The 19,963-nt window shown below is 32.9% G+C and carries 7 protein-coding genes; 6 read left to right on the top strand and 1 reads right to left on the bottom strand.

Annotated elements, in window-relative coordinates; translation table 11 throughout:
• Positions 1-91: 91 nt before the first annotated feature.
• The 4 genes from QZN33_RS05875 to QZN33_RS05860 all read left to right on the top strand — a co-directional run bounded on the left by QZN33_RS05875 (position 92) and on the right by QZN33_RS05860 (position 6,022).
• A complete protein-coding gene (locus QZN33_RS05875) occupies positions 92-910 on the top strand; it encodes a DUF368 domain-containing protein (RefSeq protein WP_296790040.1) in 819 nt (272 codons plus the stop codon).
• A gap of 397 nt (positions 911-1,307) precedes the next feature.
• Positions 1,308-3,899 carry a DEAD/DEAH box helicase gene (locus QZN33_RS05870; protein ID WP_296790022.1) on the top strand — a complete coding sequence of 864 codons (2,592 nt, stop codon included), beginning with the start codon at positions 1,308-1,310 and terminating at the stop codon, positions 3,897-3,899.
• 5 nt (positions 3,900-3,904) lie between these two features.
• The gene (locus QZN33_RS05865) at positions 3,905-5,521 is read left to right on the top strand and encodes a helicase HerA-like domain-containing protein (protein ID WP_296790021.1); all 1,617 of its coding nucleotides are present in this window, start codon (positions 3,905-3,907) and stop codon (positions 5,519-5,521) included.
• Between the two features lie 9 nt (positions 5,522-5,530).
• Complete coding sequence (locus QZN33_RS05860; RefSeq protein WP_296790020.1) at positions 5,531-6,022, top strand: hypothetical protein; 492 nt, start codon at positions 5,531-5,533, stop codon at positions 6,020-6,022.
• On the opposite strand, the gene QZN33_RS05855 is transcribed toward QZN33_RS05860, so the two are convergent.
• Positions 6,012-6,434, bottom strand: coding sequence for a DUF123 domain-containing protein (locus QZN33_RS05855; protein ID WP_296790019.1), 423 nt, complete (start codon positions 6,432-6,434; stop codon positions 6,012-6,014). The two genes, QZN33_RS05860 and QZN33_RS05855, sit on opposite strands and share 11 nt — an antisense overlap.
• A gap of 135 nt (positions 6,435-6,569) precedes the next feature.
• On the opposite strand from QZN33_RS05855, the gene QZN33_RS05850 reads away from it, so the two are divergent.
• Positions 6,570-12,629 (top strand): C1 family peptidase, encoded by a 6,060-nt coding sequence (locus QZN33_RS05850; RefSeq protein ID WP_296790018.1) that lies wholly within the window; start codon positions 6,570-6,572, stop codon positions 12,627-12,629.
• A 144-nt stretch (positions 12,630-12,773) separates the two neighbouring features.
• Positions 12,774-19,595, top strand: a complete 6,822-nt coding sequence (locus tag QZN33_RS05845; RefSeq protein ID WP_296790017.1) for an Ig-like domain repeat protein — start codon at positions 12,774-12,776, stop codon at positions 19,593-19,595.
• The last annotated feature ends 368 nt before the right edge of the window (positions 19,596-19,963 follow it).

Below are 19,963 nucleotides of genomic sequence, written 5' to 3'. Positions count from 1 at the left end.
TTTAGCCTAATAATTATATAATTAGTATCTAGGTGATAAATTGAATTTTTATATTAAGGAAGCTATTTTAATTTTCATTCGCGGAGTTCTGATGGGCTCTGCAGATATTGTTCCGGGTGTTTCAGGAGGAACAATAGCTTTAATTACTGGAATTTATGGTCATTTGGTTGAAGCAATTAGTAAAATCAGTTTCGGATTTGTAAGGCCTCTATTTAAAGGAGATTTAAGAGGATTCTGGTCAAAACTGCTTGAAGAGATTGATTTCAAGTTTTTCATACCGTTAATCTTAGGTATTGGTGTTGCATTTTTAACACTGGCAAAAGTCGTAACCTACTGTATGGATGTTCATACTGCACTTACATATTCATTCTTTTTAGGACTGATTGTAGCTTCAGCGGTGATTTTATTTAGAAAAATCAAAAAGATTAACTTAAAACATGTTGTTTTTGCAATAATCGGTATGATTTTAACATATATATTTGTAAGCTTAAATCCGATAGCAGCTAACCATTCTTTAATTATATTATTCCTTTCAGGTATGATTGCAATCTGTGCAATGATTCTTCCGGGAATTTCAGGTTCATTTCTGCTTCTGCTTTTAGGCCAGTATGAATACATGCTTAATGCACTTCACCAGTTTCACCTGTCTGAAATCATAGTATTTGTAGTCGGTGCCCTGATTGGTATTTTAGGATTTTCCAAAATCCTGAACTTCCTTTTAAAAAATCATGAGGAAGTGACAATGGCATTTCTCATTGGTGTAATGCTTGGATCACTTAAAGTTCCGGCTGTAGAAGTGGCTAATGCAGTTAGTATAAACTTTGCAGGATTACTTCCTTGCGTTATTGTTGCAATAATCGGATTTGCTCTGATTATTATTCTTGAAACAAGATTTGATTACATTGATTAGTAATCAAATTTTAAACTTTTTTTTTAATTGTATTTTTTAATAAAATTATTCTCACTTAGTAAAATTGCTCTTAGTTAGTAAAATTTAGCTATTATTATAATCAAATTGAACAATGGAATTCAGAGTTTAAGAATAGTTTATATGATTTAGAAAATGCTATTGATAAAACAGAACTATTAATTAATACTAAAGATTATTCTAGAAAAGATTATAATTCTAAGCAAAAGAAATTATCTTGAAAATTTTAGAGGGAACTAACTTGGATAATAATCATCATTTTCTGGATACGAATATTTTCTTGTCTATTGTTTCGGATAATAATGAACGTTTCAATTATATAATTGAAGATATTATTTTTTTTAAAATTTATTAACAATTAAAAATATATTAAAATACAATGCTAGTTTTAAAGAAAGTCAAAAAACAGTGGAGATTATATCCGATAGGTTCTCCAAAAGGTGCGCTGAATTATAAAAGAGAACCGGAATTTGTTGGAAATATCAAATTTGCTCATGAAGGAGATTCATTGGCAATTTCAAGATTTGTAGCGGATTATAACTTTAAGGACAACTCCACATTAAATGAAAAACTGGTGCCTCCTGGAGAAGTCATAAAATTGCTTCGCTCTCAGGCAGTTTTTCTGGCAACCAAAGATGAAAAGGTTGAAAAATACTTAAAATCTCTAAATATCAAGGTAAGACATACTCAGGTATGCGATTACTGTGCATATGAAGGAAATATTACAATAGTAAACTCTGATTATTCATATAAATTCAACAATCAGCTAATCTGTAAGGACTGTGCTCATGATACAATTAAAGAGGAGCTAAAGCTTCAGGGCTTTGACAAGGCGATTTTTAGAAATCTCAAAAAGACACTTGAAAAAACCGGAAGTCTTGAAAAGACACTCTCAGTTCTTGACCCTCACTTTGATGCGTTGAAAAACAGAAACCTGACATTATTCGATAAGACCCGTAAATCAAGACATATTGTACCTCCGGTTGATATGAAACGGTTAAAAATACCTAAAAACTTTAAAAAAGTTCTCTTGGATTCTGGAAATACCAAATTACTGCCGGTTCAATATCTTGCCATTAAAGAGGGACTCCTTAAAGGGGAAGATTTGCTGGTTGTAAGTGCAACAGGATCTGGAAAAACACTGGTAGGGGAGCTTGCAGGAATAACAGAAGCTTTAAAAGGACGGAAATTCGTATTTCTCACTCCGCTTGTGGCTCTTGCAAACCAGAAATACAGGGACTTTAAAAAGAAATATTCAAAATTAGGTTTAAATGTTGCAATTAAGGTTGGAAGAAACCGTGTAAAGGCAAAAGGTGAGCTGAAACTTCCGGACTCTGACGTTTCAAAATCAGATATTGTAGTTGCAACATATGAAGGAATAGATTATCTTTTAAGAAACGGCAATTCAGACAGCCTGTCCAATCTGGGAGTTGTTCTAATCGATGAAATTCATATGATTGATGATGAAGACAGGGGAACACGCCTGAACGGTTTGATAAAGCGTATAAAACATTTATATCCTAAAACTCAAATTATAGGACTTTCAGCTACTGTCAAAAATCCTGAGTTTCTGGCTGATGAATTCAACATGAAACTTGTAAAATACGATGAGCGTCCTGTTCCTCTTGAAAGGCATCTTGTTTATGTTAGAAACGAATCCCAGAAGCGTCACCTGATGCAGAAATTAGCTAAAAGGGAATTCAATTCAAAATCCAAGAAAGGTTTCAGAGGCCAGACTATAATATTTACCAATTCAAGGCGTAAAACTCATCAGATTGCAAATTTCCTCTCAAACAAAAGAGTCAATGCCAAAGCGTATCACGCAGGGCTCTCCTACTATAAAAAAGAAAAGATTGAAAAGGACTTTGACAAGGGAAAGATTTCATGTGTTGTTACAACAGCAGCTCTTGCAGCAGGTGTTGATTTTCCTGCATCACAGGTAATATTCGACTCACTGGTAATGGGAAATAAATGGATCAATCCCAATGAGTTTTCACAGATGCTTGGACGTGCAGGAAGGCCGTCATATCATGACAGAGGTATAGTATATTTGATTCCTGAAGTTGGAAATGATTTTGCCGGTGAATCAGAAGAAGCAAAGGCGCTGGAACTTTTGGAAAGCAATAGCGAGGATGTATATATTGAATATGATGAAGAGTCAGCATATGAACAGATTCTTGCAGACATATCATCAACATCAATAAACTCAATGGATGAGTTAAATAAATTCTATAAGAATATTGACGTTCCGATAAGCATAAAGATTGCAGTTGATGAGATGGAAGACCTTGGTCTTATTGATAGAAGTTACAACAACAGACTGCAGGTAACCAGGTACGGCCGTGCCGCATCAGTTTCATTTTTATCAATTGAGGATGCGGAATTTATTAAAAATACATTAAACGATTACAATTATCTTAAACGTTATGTCGGCTTGTCTCCAATGTATAAGAAAAAGGACAAATATGACAAGCTTAAGGTACTTATACTGGCAATGGCCCTTGATTTGGAGATGTTTGAAAATGCTTATCTTTCAAGCGTTATACACAATCAGATAGCCAATGCATTAAAGATTAAATTTTCAACCAGATTATTCGCAGAATCCACTTTGGACATTATATCTTCAGGTGAAGCCATTGAAAAGGTTGATAAGAAATTCCAGGATGCACTGATTGCTCTTCAAAGTGATTTCATGCAGTGCAAATGTCAGGACAGGCCGTTCTGCTCATGCATGCAGAGGGGAATTTCAGAAGTGATAATTCACGAAAGACTTAAAGGCAAGGACCCTCAAGATATATCAAATAAGCTGTTTAGAAAATATCAGATTCAGGTATATCCGGGAGATATATTCTCATGGCTGGATAATTTCGTTAAAAACCTTGATGCAATCAAAAGGATTGCAAAAGCATTCAATAGACAAAATATTGTTAAAAAAACTAATTGGTTAATTAAAAAAATAGAAAACGGGTGAATACAATGTATGCAGATGACAAAATATTGATTGGTTGCAATGAAAATGTTTGTGTTGAATTGCAGCTGAAACTGGCTAACCGTCATGGTCTGATAGCCGGAGCAACAGGTACAGGTAAAACAATCACTTTAAAAACTCTGGCTGAATCTTTTTCAGACATGGGGGTTCCTGTATTTTTAGCGGATATGAAAGGAGACATTTCAGGACTTGCCAAAATAGGTTCTGAAACAGAAAAGATTAAAACCAATGTGGAAAAATATGGCCTTGCAGCTAAAGGATTCAAATATCAGGCATATCCTGTTGAATTCTGGGATTTATTCGGAGCCAAAGGTCTTCCTGTTCGTGTATCATTATCTGAAATGGGTCCTACACTTCTGGGAAAAATCCTGAACTTGTCTGAAGCTCAGCAGGGCGTTTTGAATATAGTTTTCAAAGTAGCTGATGAAAAATCTCTTTTAATCATTGACATGAAGGATTTAAAGTCAATGATCAATCATGTTGTTGAAAACAAGGCAGAATATGAAAGCGCATACGGTGCAATTGCTGAGAAATCTGCAAATACCATTTTAAGAAGCCTTATCACACTTGAAGACCAGGGCGGAAATGAATTTTTTGGTGAACCTGCACTTGTTTTGGATGACTTTATGAGAGTTGATGACAACGGTAAAGGTATAATCAACGTTTTGGATGCTCAAAAATTATCATTGTCTCCTGAAATTTACTCAACATTTCTGCTTTGGATGTTATCAGAATTATTTGAGAATTTACCTGAAGTTGGGGATATGGATAAACCTAAATTCGTATTCTTCTTTGATGAAGCTCATCTGTTATTTGATGATATGTCTCCTGAATTTGCCAAAAAAATCGAACAGATTGTAAGGCTTATTCGTTCAAAAGGGGTAGGACTGTACTTTATCTCACAGTCCCCTGCAGATATTCCTGACGATATCTTGGCACAGCTCGGAAACCGTGTACAGCACGCACTTCATGCATACACTCCAAAAGACCAGAAAGCCGTTAAAGTGGCTGCAGAAACATTCAGACCAAATCCTGAATTTGAAACTGCCTCTGTAATTTCCGAACTTGGAATCGGTGAAGCGCTGGTTTCTGTTTTAGATGAAAAAGGTGTACCTGGAGTAGTTCAAAAAGTCGATATTGTTCCTCCGCAAAGTTATATCGGAGCTATTGATGATGCAATGAGAGGGGAACTGATTAACCTTTCAGAACTTAAATCAAAATACTGGGAAGCTGTAGACGGATTGTCTGCTTATGAAATGCTTTTAAATAAAATTGATTCAAATCCTAATGTTGAAAGTGAAGTTCCGCATAGTGATATTGAAGTCATTGAAGAGGCAAAAGTTGAAGTTCAAACAGAACCTGCTGGTGAACCTGTTCAAAGTGAAGCTGAAGAAGCTCCGCAGCAGCCTCAACTGAATGCAGGAGGAATTTTAGGCGATATTTTAGGTACAGTATTGTCAGGTCAAACACAGACTACAGGTAAGAAAACCAAAAAGACCGCTCAGCAGAAGGCTATTGAAAAAGCTGCTTCTCAGGCTGTTAACACAGCTGCACGTGAGGTAACTAAAGGTCTGATGAGAGGAATATTCGGTCAGATGAAATAAGGTGATTTAATGGCACATCCTCACAAAGATGCAATTGCAAAAATGCCTGCCTCCTCACTGATTGGCATTATTGAAGAGTCCAAGATGACTTATGTACGTGAAGACTTAAGCATATTTCTTCATGAAAGTCAAATCAAACTTTTAAAGCAGGTCAAAAAGCATGAAAAGCATCATCACAAAAAGATTCGTGTAAAACAGTTTGAAAAAGCTAAAAAGGACGACCTGTTCAATATGCATTTAGGATTATATTTGAAGAAATATCAGAAACTTGAAAAGTATAATCTGGTTGAAGTAGATTTAAATCCTGGAAACGGCCTTGAATATGACTGCACTTTAACCGAAAAGGGTATAACTATTCTTGATGAAATATCTGCCTTGGAAAAGGAATGGGAAAGTGTCGTCAATATTAATGATGAAGACAGGGAGGTTTTGAAAAAAATAGCCCTTGATTCATTTGAAATATCCTACAGACACAAGAAAAAACGGGGATTTATTTTTTAAAATATTTAAAATCCATAGCTATTGAGTTATAATCATTTTCAACAGTCTCAATAGCTTCATTTCTATTTTTAAAATAATATAGGTGGCTTTCACATTCACAGTCTGAACATCCGAAATCTTCAATGCCTTCTGATTTTAGCGAAATCAACTGTGAAAGGTCACATTCTATTTTTCTTTTTGATTCGTTGTAGATTACATCTGTAATTTCTGCTTTTCTCAAAAGATAATCCACATGCCAGTGAAGCTTTTTTTCGTCACTCAAATGTCTTTTAATTCTTGATTCAAGTGAATTCATAGCAGAGCCCACATAGACATAATATCCTTTATTAAAATCTATTTTTCCAAGTTTCTTTCCTATTTTAATGGTTGTATCCTTATTTAATTTAATTATTAAACAATAACATCCTTTCATCAATTTTTAATATATATTTTTAAGTATAAATTTTTAAAGTTCAGTTGATTATTTATATTATTATAAATATAAATTAAAATAATATAAATTAAATTTTAATTTGAAGGTCAAAATATGAATAAAAAGAGATGCAGTTTGTTTAGTATATGCTTAGCATTATTATTTTTATTAATAATAATTCCTGCAGGCTTTGCAGCAGATAATTCTACTGATATGCTAAATAACGATAATTTTAATGAATCACCATCTCTTTCAGCAAATCTGGGTAGAAATATATTGAAGGCATCTAATGACTATTATTTCAATGCCTCAGCTGAAAGTGATGGAAATGGATCTATAGACAATCCCTATAAATATTTAACCGCCGATAGAATCAAATCAAACTGCAATATTTATCTTGCAGATGGGGAATATGAACTGGATTCCAATAAAAATATTGAAAGGGTTAATATTTACGGTAGTGATGTTGAAAAAACCATAATAAGTTATGCCGGTGTCGGTTTTAAAGTAAGCACCATTTTAACAGTACAAAATGTAACTTTTGTGGACATGTCAATTACCAATTTAGGTAAAATTGCAGCAAATAATACAGTCTTTTCATACGGATATGGCTCACGTCCGGATTCCTATGGAAATAATTTCGGTGGAGCAATTTATACTCCTTCTGATTACCCTAATGCACAACTAACATTAAATAATTGTACTTTCTCTGACAACTATGCCGTCTATGGTGGTGCAATTTATATGGGCAGCGGTAATCTTGAAATTGCCGATTCACTTTTTATCAATAATTTTGCATATAATTACGGTGGAGCAATTGCATGTGAAAATACAGGCAGTGTAGTCATTTCAAAATCAAAGTTTTATAATTCACGTTCGATTGATGATGCCGGAGGAGCAGTTTACATTAAATATTCCTCATTTGACGGTAAAAACGTTGATTTTATAAATTGTTCTGCAACATTTGGCTCAGCGATAACTTCTTTAAAATCCACTTTTTCATTAAATAACGGATATTTTGAAAACAATTCTGCAAAATGGAATGGCGGAGCTATTTATCACATGTATGGTAATCTTTCACTGACCAGTTCAAAATTCATTAGCAATTCAGCAAGAAATGGTGGAGCAGTATTTGCAGACAACTCTACCTCTCTTTTTATGAGAGCTAATATATTCAATGGTAATAATGCATCTTTTATCGGCGGAGCAGTATACTCTCTTTTAAACACAGTTAAAGTCCCAATATTGGGATTCAATAAATTTTCAGATAATAATGCATATCTGAATAATGACCTTTTTGACTCTTCAAATGTTAATCTGACAATTGGCAGCGGAAATTATTCAATGGTTAAATTCAATGACACTCCTATAGATTCAATCCCTTCCAGATATAATCTCTATGAAAACGGATTTACAACTATTGTAAAAAATCAGCAATCTTCAGGTAACTGCTGGGCATTTACAGCGATTTCAGTTTTGGAGTCATGTTTACTTAAGGCTACAGGCAATGCTTATGATTTATCCGAGGAAAACATGAAAAATCTTGCCGCTTTATTTTCAGATTACGGGTGGAATATGAATACAAATGATGGCGGTTATGATAATATGCCTTGGGGATATCTGACAAGCTGGTTGGGTCCTGTATCTGAAATGGATGACTTATTCGATGATAAATCAGTATTGTCATCCATATTCAACAGCATTTTCCATGTTCAAAATATACTGTTTTTATCACGTGAAAATTACACTGATAATGATGCAATAAAAGAAGCAATATTAAAATATGGTGCTGTTGGAACATCCATGGCTTATTACGGTAACTATTATGACAGTACAACCAAAGGTTATTACTGTTATTCAAATGTAGCATCGAATCATGCAGTAACAATTGTCGGATGGGATGACAATTATTCCAAATCCAATTTCAAATGGTCAAACTCCATTGAAGGAGATGGTGCATGGATTGTAAGAAACAGCTGGGGACCTTCATGGGGTGAAAACGGATACTTCTATGTATCATATTATGATATGAAATTTGCCCAGCCTGGCATTAAAGATTCTGCATATACAATAATATTTAATGACACAAAAAAATATGATAAAAATTACCAGTATGACATAGCAGGAATTACATACCTCTTCTGCAACTCTTCAGATACTGTCTGGTATAAGAATGTTTTCACTGCAGGCGATGACGAATATCTTGCTGCTGTTTCAACCTACTTTGAAAAAATTACCAACTGGACAGCATCCGTATATGTAAATGATGAGCTGGTACTGGTTAAAAAAGGAATCTCCAATCCGGGTTACTACACCTTTGATTTAGGTCAGTTAATTCCATTAAAAGCTGGAGATGTATTTGAAGTTGTTTTCAATATTCATGTTGACGGGGAAGCAAATTTCCCAATTTCAGAAGCAATATCCCTAAACAGGATGCTTTATAAACCGGGAATTTCTTTTGTAAGCTATGACGGTAAGAAATGGGATGATTTATACGATTTGAAATGGGCATATTCATCTCATTCATACTATTCTCAGGTAGCAGGCATTAAAGCGTTTACAATATTAAATCCAATTGCTGTTAATACTTCTCTAAATGTCAGCTATAACGGTTTCAATCCGGTCACTCTTATTGCCAGTTTCACAGATGAATATGGAAACATGCCTGATGGTGAAGTAATATTCAATATCAACGGTAAAGATTATCATGTCAATGCAAGCAATGGTCAGGCTGTTTTTGAATGCAGTCTTAACCGGACTGTCAATTTCATTTCAGCAATATTTGCTGCAACAGGTTATAACTCATCTGCGGATTATAAATCAGTAGAAATCAGTGTCAGAGAAATAAATCTGACTTCAAGCATTTCAAGAGTTTTAAACAATGTATCCATATCTGTTAGTGCAAATGAAACAATTAATATGACTGTCAGTGTGGTTGTTAATGGTAAGATATATGAAATTGAATTAATCAATGGCCAGTCCAGTCTTAACTTATCCAATCTTTTAAATGATATTTATAATGTCACTGTTTGCTCATACGAGCAGATTTACAACTCCAATATCATCGAAGATAGTTTTACTGTCGATGTTAAAAATACCGTAATATCTGCTGATGACTTAACTATATACGATAATCAGTTAATTTATAACATTACTTTAACTGATTCAGATGGCAATCCGTTATCTGGAGAAAATATCCGATTTACCATAAACAATGTTACCTATAATGCAACTACAGATAATGGTGTCGCAACACTTGTTTTAAACCTTGGATTGGGCAAATATAAATTAGATATTGATTTTGAAGGAAGCAATGATTATTTCAAATCAAATTCATCTAAAACAGTCATGGTTAAAGACATTGTTGAGATTAATGTCAGATATGATAAATATCAGGACACCGCAATTGTTTATGTGAATATTTCAAAGCCTCTTAATGAGACACTGACATTTAAAATTAACAACAGGACTCAAAATATCACATCAACAAACGGAATGGCATTTTTAAACATGACTGGTCTTGACAACGGCGAATACAATATCAGTGTTTCTATAGCAAATGATAACTATTTATCCAATCCTGCTGATATTAGTTTTGTTGTTGATGTTACAGGAACTGTTATTGATGCAGATGATATGGTATGCGATGATAGTGATGCTTTAAATTATACAGGTCGTTTAACTGATATTGAAGGAAATCTGTTAGTTAATAAATCCGTAGAATTTATTTTGAATAATGAAAGTTACTCTGCTGTAACTGGTGATAATGGAGAATTTGCAATATTGATTAATCTTACTGCAGGCACTTATAATGTTACAGCAAACTTTAACGGTGATGATAACTTCTTCAATACATCTAAAAATTCAGTCATTACAGTTTATCCTAAAGTTGAAATCTCTTTGAGTATTGAAAAGTATCAAAACACTGCCTCTTTAAACATTACTTTATCAAGATCAATTAATGAAACATTAACAGTCATTGTCAATGACAATAAATTCAATATCACTTCTCAAAATGGTATTGCAGGTATGAATATGATCAATCTTGATAATGGAGTTTATAATGTAGAAATCATCTTAAATAATAATTCTTATGTATTTGATGAGGTTAAAGATTCATTTGAAGTTAATGTAAGTGAAAGTAAAATCATAGCAGATAATCTGACCGTAACTGATGAGGATGAAATGAATTTCACTGCTTATCTTGTTGACGGCAAAAATCAGCCAATTTCCAATAAAACTCTTGAGTTGACTTTAAACAATGAAACTTACATTACTATAACTGATTTTGATGGAATGGTTTCTATTCCTATGAATCTTCCTTTCGGCAAGTATGATGTTTTAGTTAAATTCGCAGGGGATGACAATTACTTTGATTCACATTCCACATCACTAATTAAAGTAAAATCAGAAGTTACAATTGTGCTGGAAGTTGAAAAATATCAAAATTCTGCAAAAATTAATGTAAGTCTGTCTAAAGAGATTGATGATTTGCCGACAATCATTGTAAACGGTGATAGATACGATTTTGACTCCATTTTAGTTTTAAATAATCTCGAAAATGGCATTTACAATGTTTCTGTTGAACTAAATGACAACTATGAATTTAACAAGGCCATTGATCAGTTTACTGTAAATGTTATAGGAACTGTAATTGCAGCAGATGATTTGACAATTGTTGAAAATCAGTTCTCTGAATTTAATATGACTTTAAAAGATGTTAACGGCGAATGCGTACCTGACCGTTTGATTGAAGTTGAATTGAATGGAAAAGCATATAGTGTCCTAACTGATTTAAACGGTTTTTGCCAAATTCCGCTCAACCTGACAAATGGACTTTATGATGTTCATATTTCATTCATGGGGGATGACAATTACTTTAATTCATCAAAAAACTTATCTGTTAAAGTTAGAGAAAATGTTGTGATTGGCATGGATATTAATGTTGATGCAAATAATGTATCCATCAATATCTCATCATCAAAAACTATTAATGGAACTTATATTGTAAAAATCAATGATGAAGAGTTTAGATTAAAAACAAATGGAACCTCAGATATAGTTTTCCTTAATCAGGCTAAAGGAAATTATTCTGTTGAGGTGTATCTTGAAAATGAAATGGATTATAATGTAAATAATATTTCAGCATGTTTCGAAGTGCAGGCTCAAAAGGCATTTTTAAGCTCCAATATCTCACAGATATATGTCGGAAATCTTTATAAAGTAACCTTATTTAATTCAATGGGACAGCCTATATCTGACAGTAAAATCCTATTTGAGTTAAACAATAAATCTTTCACTATTAATACTGATAAAAATGGGGAAGCTTCTTTAAATTTAACTCAAGGAAATTACTTAATTCAGGGTTACTTTGCTGGCGATAAATATTATGATGGAGTGAATTTCACTGCTGATTTGGAAGTTAAATCAACAATATTAAACAATAATACTTCAAATAAGACATATAATTCTAAATATTCAATAATCTTTTTGGACAGTTATGGAAATCCGTTAAATAATTCAGATGTTAAATTCATAATCAACGATGTTGAATATATTGGGACAACTGATGCTAATGGTTTCGCATCTATTCCGATTCAGTTGGATGTTGGCAAGTATAATATGACTATTATTAATCTGAACACCGGTGAAACCCTAATTCAGTCCATAAATGTCTCACCAAGGATTACAAATAACAAAGACATGACCATTTATGCATTAAGCGGTAAAAAGTTCACAATACGAGTTTATGACGATAATGGTAATCCTGTTGGATTCGGTGAAAAAATCTCTGTTAGAATAGCTGGAAAGACATATACAATTACAACCAATTCTAACGGTTATGCATCTCTTAAAATAAATCTTATAAATAAAAAATATGCCATTACAGCAACCTATAAAGGATTTAAGGTATCCAATACCATTACTGTAAAACCTGTTTTGATAACTGTCAATAAGGTTTTCAAAAAGGCAAAATCTTACAAATTCACTGCTAAATTAGTCAACGGTAATGGAAAAGCCTTAAAGAATAAGAAAATCACATTTAAAATTAAAGGTAAAAAATATATTGCCAAAACTAACAGGTATGGAAAAGCTACTATAACCATTAAGCTTAACCTTAAAGTGGGGTCATATAAAATATATTCAATTTATGGAAAATCCAAAATCACAAACACTATCAGAATTAAAAAATAGAGATTTTCCATTAATTTTTTCTTTTTTTTTCAAATAAACTTGAAAAGTTTATATATGTAAATTAACATAAATACTTAACATATTTTAATTTATTATCAAATAGGTTTAATTATGAGGTCATATAAAAATTTTTTCTATTTAGCAATGATAATGCTATTAATTGTAAGCATTGGTAGCGCATGTGCTAATGAATTGGAAAATACTACTTTAAATCAGAATGCTGGTGAATTGGAGATTGGTATAAATGATACTCCAATTCTTGAAAGTCAAAACATTGATGTGCTTGAAGAGACATCCAATGAAATTACTGTCGATGATTGGGATGATCTGCAGTATTACTGTTCTTTAAATGATAAGAATTATGTGCTGAAACTAAAAGAAAATACCAATTATTATCCCACAAATCCAAAAGAGGAAAGCTATCAGATTCAGGTAAATAATAATGTAACTATTCTGGGAAGTTCTGGCGCTTATTTCGGTGATTCTTCCAGAAATGCAAGAAGCATTAGCTATTTGCCAATTATTGTTCCTGAGAATTCAGGCATTGGAATAACATTGAAAGGAATCACATTTAAATGGATTAACTGTGAATTCCAGCCAAATGCAATATTTTTACAGATTGCCGGAAATACAAATAATCTGATTGAAAACTGTATATTTAATAATTGTACAGTAACTGGTGGCCACTCCTCTTTTATTCATGTTGTCAGAGGGGATTTGACATTAACCAATTCCACATTTACAAACATGACTTCAGATTTTGGTTGCTTAAGTTTATATGATCCTAAGGATGACCCGACTGGTATATGTACTCATGCAAGAGCTACTGTAAGTAACTCTTACTTTGAAGGTAACTATGCCAGAACCGAACCAGGTTGTATCAATAACTGCGGTGTACTTGTTGTTAGAAATTCAACATTCTATAGAAATACTGCATTCTGGTGGGCAGGTGCAATACATACTCATGGGGGAGCTAATACAACAATATATGATTCCAACTTTACTGATAATATAGCAGGTTGGAATGGCGGTGCACTATATACCTACAGTTACTTACAGATATATAATACAATATTTAAAGGTAATAATTGTACTACTAATAATGGAGGTGGTGCAATAGGTGCTTGTAAGTATTTACACTCACCATATATTCATATAGAAGATTCATTATTTGAGAGTAATGAGAATTTATGTTGGGCACTTACTAATGAGTCTAATGGACTAGGTCGTGGAGGTGCTATATCATTAATGGATGAGGGTGGTCTTACTGTATTGAACACTACATTTATTAAGAATAGTGCATCTATAGGTACTGCTATATGTGCTATAACTCAGGGTGCTAACTATGGTTCTCCTGATGTTACTATTGTAGGAAACAGATTTATTAACCATACTAGAGTAAGTGACGTACTGGTAATCAGATTGGATTATGATTCCCTATGCAACATTAGTGATAATTATTATTATGGAAATTCAATTGAATTTTCAAAACTTAAACTGGTAGCTGATGACCGGGTTGGAGATGAAGTAACATTACATATTGATGCAGCCTTAAAAAATGCAAATTACTATGATTCAGATATTTTAAAGAAATCTGACTATCTGGTTTACGTGGATGGCTCATATCTCAAAACAATTACCGGTCTTGATTTTACATTAAATTTAAAAAACATCGAAAAAGCCCAAGTTTATGTTGTCCCATCTATATCAACCAGTAAAAGTAATGAAGTTTCTGTCGGTATGCCTAAGGAATATATTTATGTGTCACAAAAATCCGGAAATGATGGTAATGATGGTATGACTGATGCGACTCCTGTGGCAACATTATCAAAGGCAATTGAACTTGCAAACTCAACTGGAAATATATTTATTATGGACGGAACATTCAGCGATACTAATCTGGTAATAAATTATGATTTGTCAGTTTCCGGAAATGACGGTGTAGTAATCACATCAAAAGGTAACATTTTCGATATTGGTGATGTTGAAGTTGAATTTAAAAATATCATATTCAAAGCTTCTAAACAGTCATCTGCATCTGCTGACAGAATTATAAAGCAGAGTAACGGTATCTTAAATATTAATGATTGTACTTTTGATTCCAATACCTATGTAACATTAATCGAAACTGAAGGTTCTCTTCAGATGACAGGCTGTGAATTCGAAAGTAATTCCGGTGTTTTAATTCAGGCCAACACTTACCAAATTTCATCTTCACAATTTAAAAGCAATAGCGCAAAAACAACAAAAATTCCTGCATTAATCAAATCAACAAGCGGACTGAAAGCCCGTATTACTGATTCAGAATTTTCAAACAATGATGTAAAAGACGGATGCATTAACTTTGCATCAGGAAACAGCAATCAGAACATTTTAACAATTACAGACTGTGAATTTGTTAAAAACATAGGTAATGACGGAGCATCAGCAATACTGATTTCCGGAGGGCTTCTTGATTTAAGCTCAACATTATTTATTAATAATACTGATACAGGAAAATCCTCTGCAGTAATTCTAACTTCAACTGAAATCCATGTTTCAGACTCTATATTTATAGGAAATACCTATAACAATAATAATAAATTATTGATCAACTCAAAATCTTCAGCAGGCTTAAAGAAGATTTACTGTACAGGAAACTGGTTCGGTAACAATCAGGATGATTATAATATTTCTCCTGCAATCAGTTCATCATCCAACTGTGAAAACTGGATATTCCTTAACATAACAGCAAATTCTACCTCAATGTTTATAGGTGAAAAAGCTGCTGTTGAATTTAATTTGAATAATGCATATAACAAGTATGGAAATGCAACATACTGGGATAGCGGCAATCTTCCTTTGGTAAGACTTGCTATTTTAACTTCCGGGGGAATTTGCGATAAAAATGAAGTTGCTCTTGTTAACGGATTCGGAAAGGCAACATTTACATTAACTGATCCTGAAGGCAGTCTGAAAGCTGATTATAATGGTGCTTGTGATGTAATTAACTTCACAGAATCTAAAGTAAAACCTCAAATGGATGTGGAATATAAAGATATCTTTGTTGATGATGATGAAATTATAACAATAACTCTGCCGGGAAATGCAACCGGCGAAATAACAGTTAATCTGGCAAATGTCACTCAAACACAAACAGTAAATGGTGCAAAAACCTCATTCACATTATCCGGTTTAAGTTCAGGGGAATATGCTGGAACAGTTACATATTCAGGGGATGATTATTACTCTTCTGTTGTAAAAGACATTAAATTCAATGTCAACAAGTATAATTCAACCACAAATATTTCAATAGGTGATATTGATGTTGGACAGGATGTATTGATAACAGTTACAGTATCTCCTGGTGTTACAGGAAATATAACTTTGATAATAAATAATAAGTCCGAAACTCTGGGCCTTGTTGATTCAAAAGCTACTTATACAATTAACGCTATCACTCGTGGAGATTATAATATCAAGGCTCAATACAACGGAAACTATAAATTCATTGAAAGTCAGGATAACGCTAAATTCAGTGTAGATAAGCTTGATACGACCATTTCTGTCAGTGCAGCTGACATTGTTTACGGTGAAAATGCAATAGTTGAAGTTACATTAAATGATGCTGCAGGCGGAAATGTTAATGTTACTGTAGATGGCAGAGATTTCACTTCAGATGTTGAAAACGGTAAATCAACAATTAATATTTCAAATTTAAATGCAGGATATAAGCAGTTCACGGTCAGTTACAGTGGTGATAATGTATTCAATCCGAATAATGCAACTGCATCATTTAATGTAGTCAAAGCCAATAGTCCATTAACAATCAGTGTGGGTGATATTAAGGTTGGACAGGATGTAATTATTGAAGTGACTGTTAAAAATGGAGTTACCGGAAACATTACAATTGTATGCAATAATAAAAATACAGTAAAATCAATCCCACGTACCGGTAAAGTTTCACTGACAATTTCAGATTTAGCTGTTGGAAATTATGAAGTCACAGCAGCTTTAATGAGTGAAAATTATGAAGATGCTGAAAATCACACTTCATTTGAAGTATCTGACTATCAAACTCCTCAATGGCCTAATGAAGGCTATGACAGTAAAAACACTGGAAAATCCCCATATATATCTGATTCAAATGGAGAAATTCTATGGGAATACGCTGTAAAGGGGGAAGCTGTCGGAAACCTTGCAATCGATGCAGCCGGAAATATCTATCTGATAACATCTAAAGCAATATATGCAATTGACAATAACGGTAAAGAGTTATGGAACAGGTCTTTAAATGGGGATGGAAATCTGTCTGCAATGGCTATCAGTCGTGGTGTAGTTATTGTTCCTCAAGCAGGCAATACTGTAAACTTCATAAATCAGACAACTGGTGAGAAGTTTGGAAACTCTAATATTTACCTTGGATCAAGCTTATTTGCTCCTGTTGTTGATTCAAATGCAAATGTCTATATATCCAGTGAATACCAATACGGTTCTGAAGACTATAAGCTGGTAATCATTCCATATAAACTATGGGAAAAAGGTGGAAATCCAATATTAATCAGTTTAGGTAAATCCCGTTCCCTTTCAGCACCGGTCATCATTGATGATTCCACTGCAATTGTAGGATGTGATGACAGTCTCAAGATTATAAATCTTTCTAACAATCAGGTATTGTCAAGTGTTAAAGGCAATACTGAATCAATCAGGCCGGTTGTTGGGCCGGGCAATATGATTTATGCTGTTTTAGATGATAACATTTGTCAAATCACTCCTCAGGGAAGTGCTGTCTGGAAAACCAAAATCACTGGCGGTGCAGGTCAATATCTGGTTTTGGATGATGAATCCGGATTATATCTCTTAAATTCAAAAGGAAACTTATATAAATATGATTTAATTGACGGTACTGAATCATTAATATCCAATTTAACATTTACTTCAGGTATTTTAGTTGGAAATGACGGTAAGGTATATGTTGGATTTGATAATGTATTTTATGCTTTCGATAATGAAGGAAACCTTCTGTGGAAATCAGATGTTGAATCAAAGATTATTGGAAGCCATGTAATCGGTGAAAATGGCTTAATATATCTTCAAACTAAAAATTCAGTAGTTGCATTAACTGATGGGGCATTGAAAAATCCTAACATAAGTATTAACGTTAGTGATGCTGTTTTCGGTGATGATGTAACCGTCATTGTTGGAATTGATTCTCAATGCACAGGTGAAATAACTCTTAAAATTGATGATAAAATCTTTAATGAAACAATCAGTGCTCACGAATCAATCGTTAAAAACATTTCAAATTTAAATGCCGGAATTCATACAGTTGAAGTAACTTTTGCAGGTGATGCCAGATTCACTCAAAAGACATTGCTTTCCAATTTCACAGTTAAAAAAGCTAAAACAAACATGACTGTCAGCTCTAATGATATTTCCGTAGGAGAAAATGTAACTGTTAAAGTTGAAATGCCTGAATTTGTTGAGGGTACTGTTTCATTTGAGCTGAACGGCAAAAATTACACATCAAATGTTGAAAAAGGCGTTTCCAATATCATTTTAAGTGATTTAAATGCCGGAAATTACACAATTGCGGTTAAATTCGCTGGAGACAATTATGATGATTGTGAAAATACCACTTCATTCAGGGTTTTAAAGGTGGAAATTCCTCCGGATGAAGAAACAATTGAGATTAACATTTCAAAATCTGGTGAATCTTCAAGTTATAGCATTTCTCTTCCTGCTGATGCAACAGGTACATTAACAGTAAGTATTGATGGGGTACAATATACTGAAACTTTGAGTAATGGTAAAGCTACTGTTAATGTTCCTGAATTATCCAATGGAAGTCATAACATTACTGTTTCCTATTCTGGTGATTCAAAATATGATTCAATAACTAAAAGTACAGTTGTTAATGTTACGGATGAGAAACCTCCAGAAAAATCATCAGTCGCTCTGGAAATTTCAGTATCTGATGTAACTGTTGGAGAAGATGCAGTTATTAATATAGTATTTTCAGAAAATGTGACTGGAAAAGTAACAGTAACTGTTGATAATAAGGATTATGAAGTAATTGCTGAAAATAATAATGTTAATGTTGTTGTTTCTGGTTTAGCTATAGGTGAATATGAAGTGTCTGCTAAATATTGGGGAAATAACTATTATAACGAATCTGCTAATTCAACTAGATTTAAAGTATTGAAGGTTGATATTCCTGTCAGTGATGAAACCATTGTCATTCCGGATTCTGGTGAAGAGTATAGCATTTCTCTTCCTGCTGATGCAACAGGTACATTTACGGTAACCGTTGATGGAGTAAAGTACACTTCTGATGTTGTCAACGGTAAAGCCAGTGTTAATGTTCCTAAATTAAGTGGTGGAAGTCATAACATAACAGTTACATATTCAGGAGATTCCAAATACTCTCCTATTATTAAAACTTCCAATATTTCCGTTCCTGTATTTGAACTAAAAGGATATGATTTATCCATGCTTTATACAAGCGGAAAATATTATAAAGTCAGATTAACCAAAAATTCTGCAGGTTTTGCAAATCAAACTGTTAAAATTGTTATAAATGGAAAAACATACACACGTATAACAAACGCTGACGGTTATGCTTCAGTTAAGATATCTTTACCTCCTAAAACATACACTGTCAATGTAGTTTACGGAGATTTGAAAGCAAAAAATAAAGTTGTAGTTAAAACTATTATTGCTGCTAAAAACATCAATGCTAAAAGATCTGCCAAAACTGTTAAATTGTCTGTAACTCTTAAAAAGGTCAACGGTAAATATCTGAAAAACAAGAAAGTTACTCTGAAGTTCAACAAAAAGACATTCAAAGTCAAAACCAATAAGAAAGGTGTAGCAACATTCACAATTAAAAACAGTGTTTATAAAAAACTTAAAACCGGTAAAAAATACACTTATCAGGTCACTTATCTTAAAAACACTGTCAAAAAAACTATAAAATTCAAATAAGTGGATGATTTCACTTTTTCTTTTATTTTGTATATTTTTTTATTATTTTTCGTTTTCAGATATATCCTAAATTAAAACGGAATGTTAAAAATCATTGAATTTTCTTTGATTTTACTTGGAGATATAATTATTGTGATGTTTGTAAAACAATCATGTCAAATGATTAATTGTATTTTGAAGTAAATGCTATTTAAAATTGATGTGTTATTTTCCTTTTGAATTATTTTTTCAATTCTGTTTTATATTTTATTAGAAAAAATTTTATAGATTATATTTTATTTTTTTTTAATTTAATATTAATTTATATATTAGATTTCACATATATTATGAATGTAAAGTTAAATTTATTTTTTCTTATGTTAACTTTA

The sequence above is a fragment of the uncultured Methanobrevibacter sp. genome (genome assembly GCF_900314615.1).
In the GTDB taxonomy this organism is placed as follows: domain Archaea; phylum Methanobacteriota; class Methanobacteria; order Methanobacteriales; family Methanobacteriaceae; genus Methanocatella.
The sequence above is the reverse complement of the archived record's forward strand: the minus strand, read 5'-3'. Positions and strand labels throughout refer to the sequence as shown.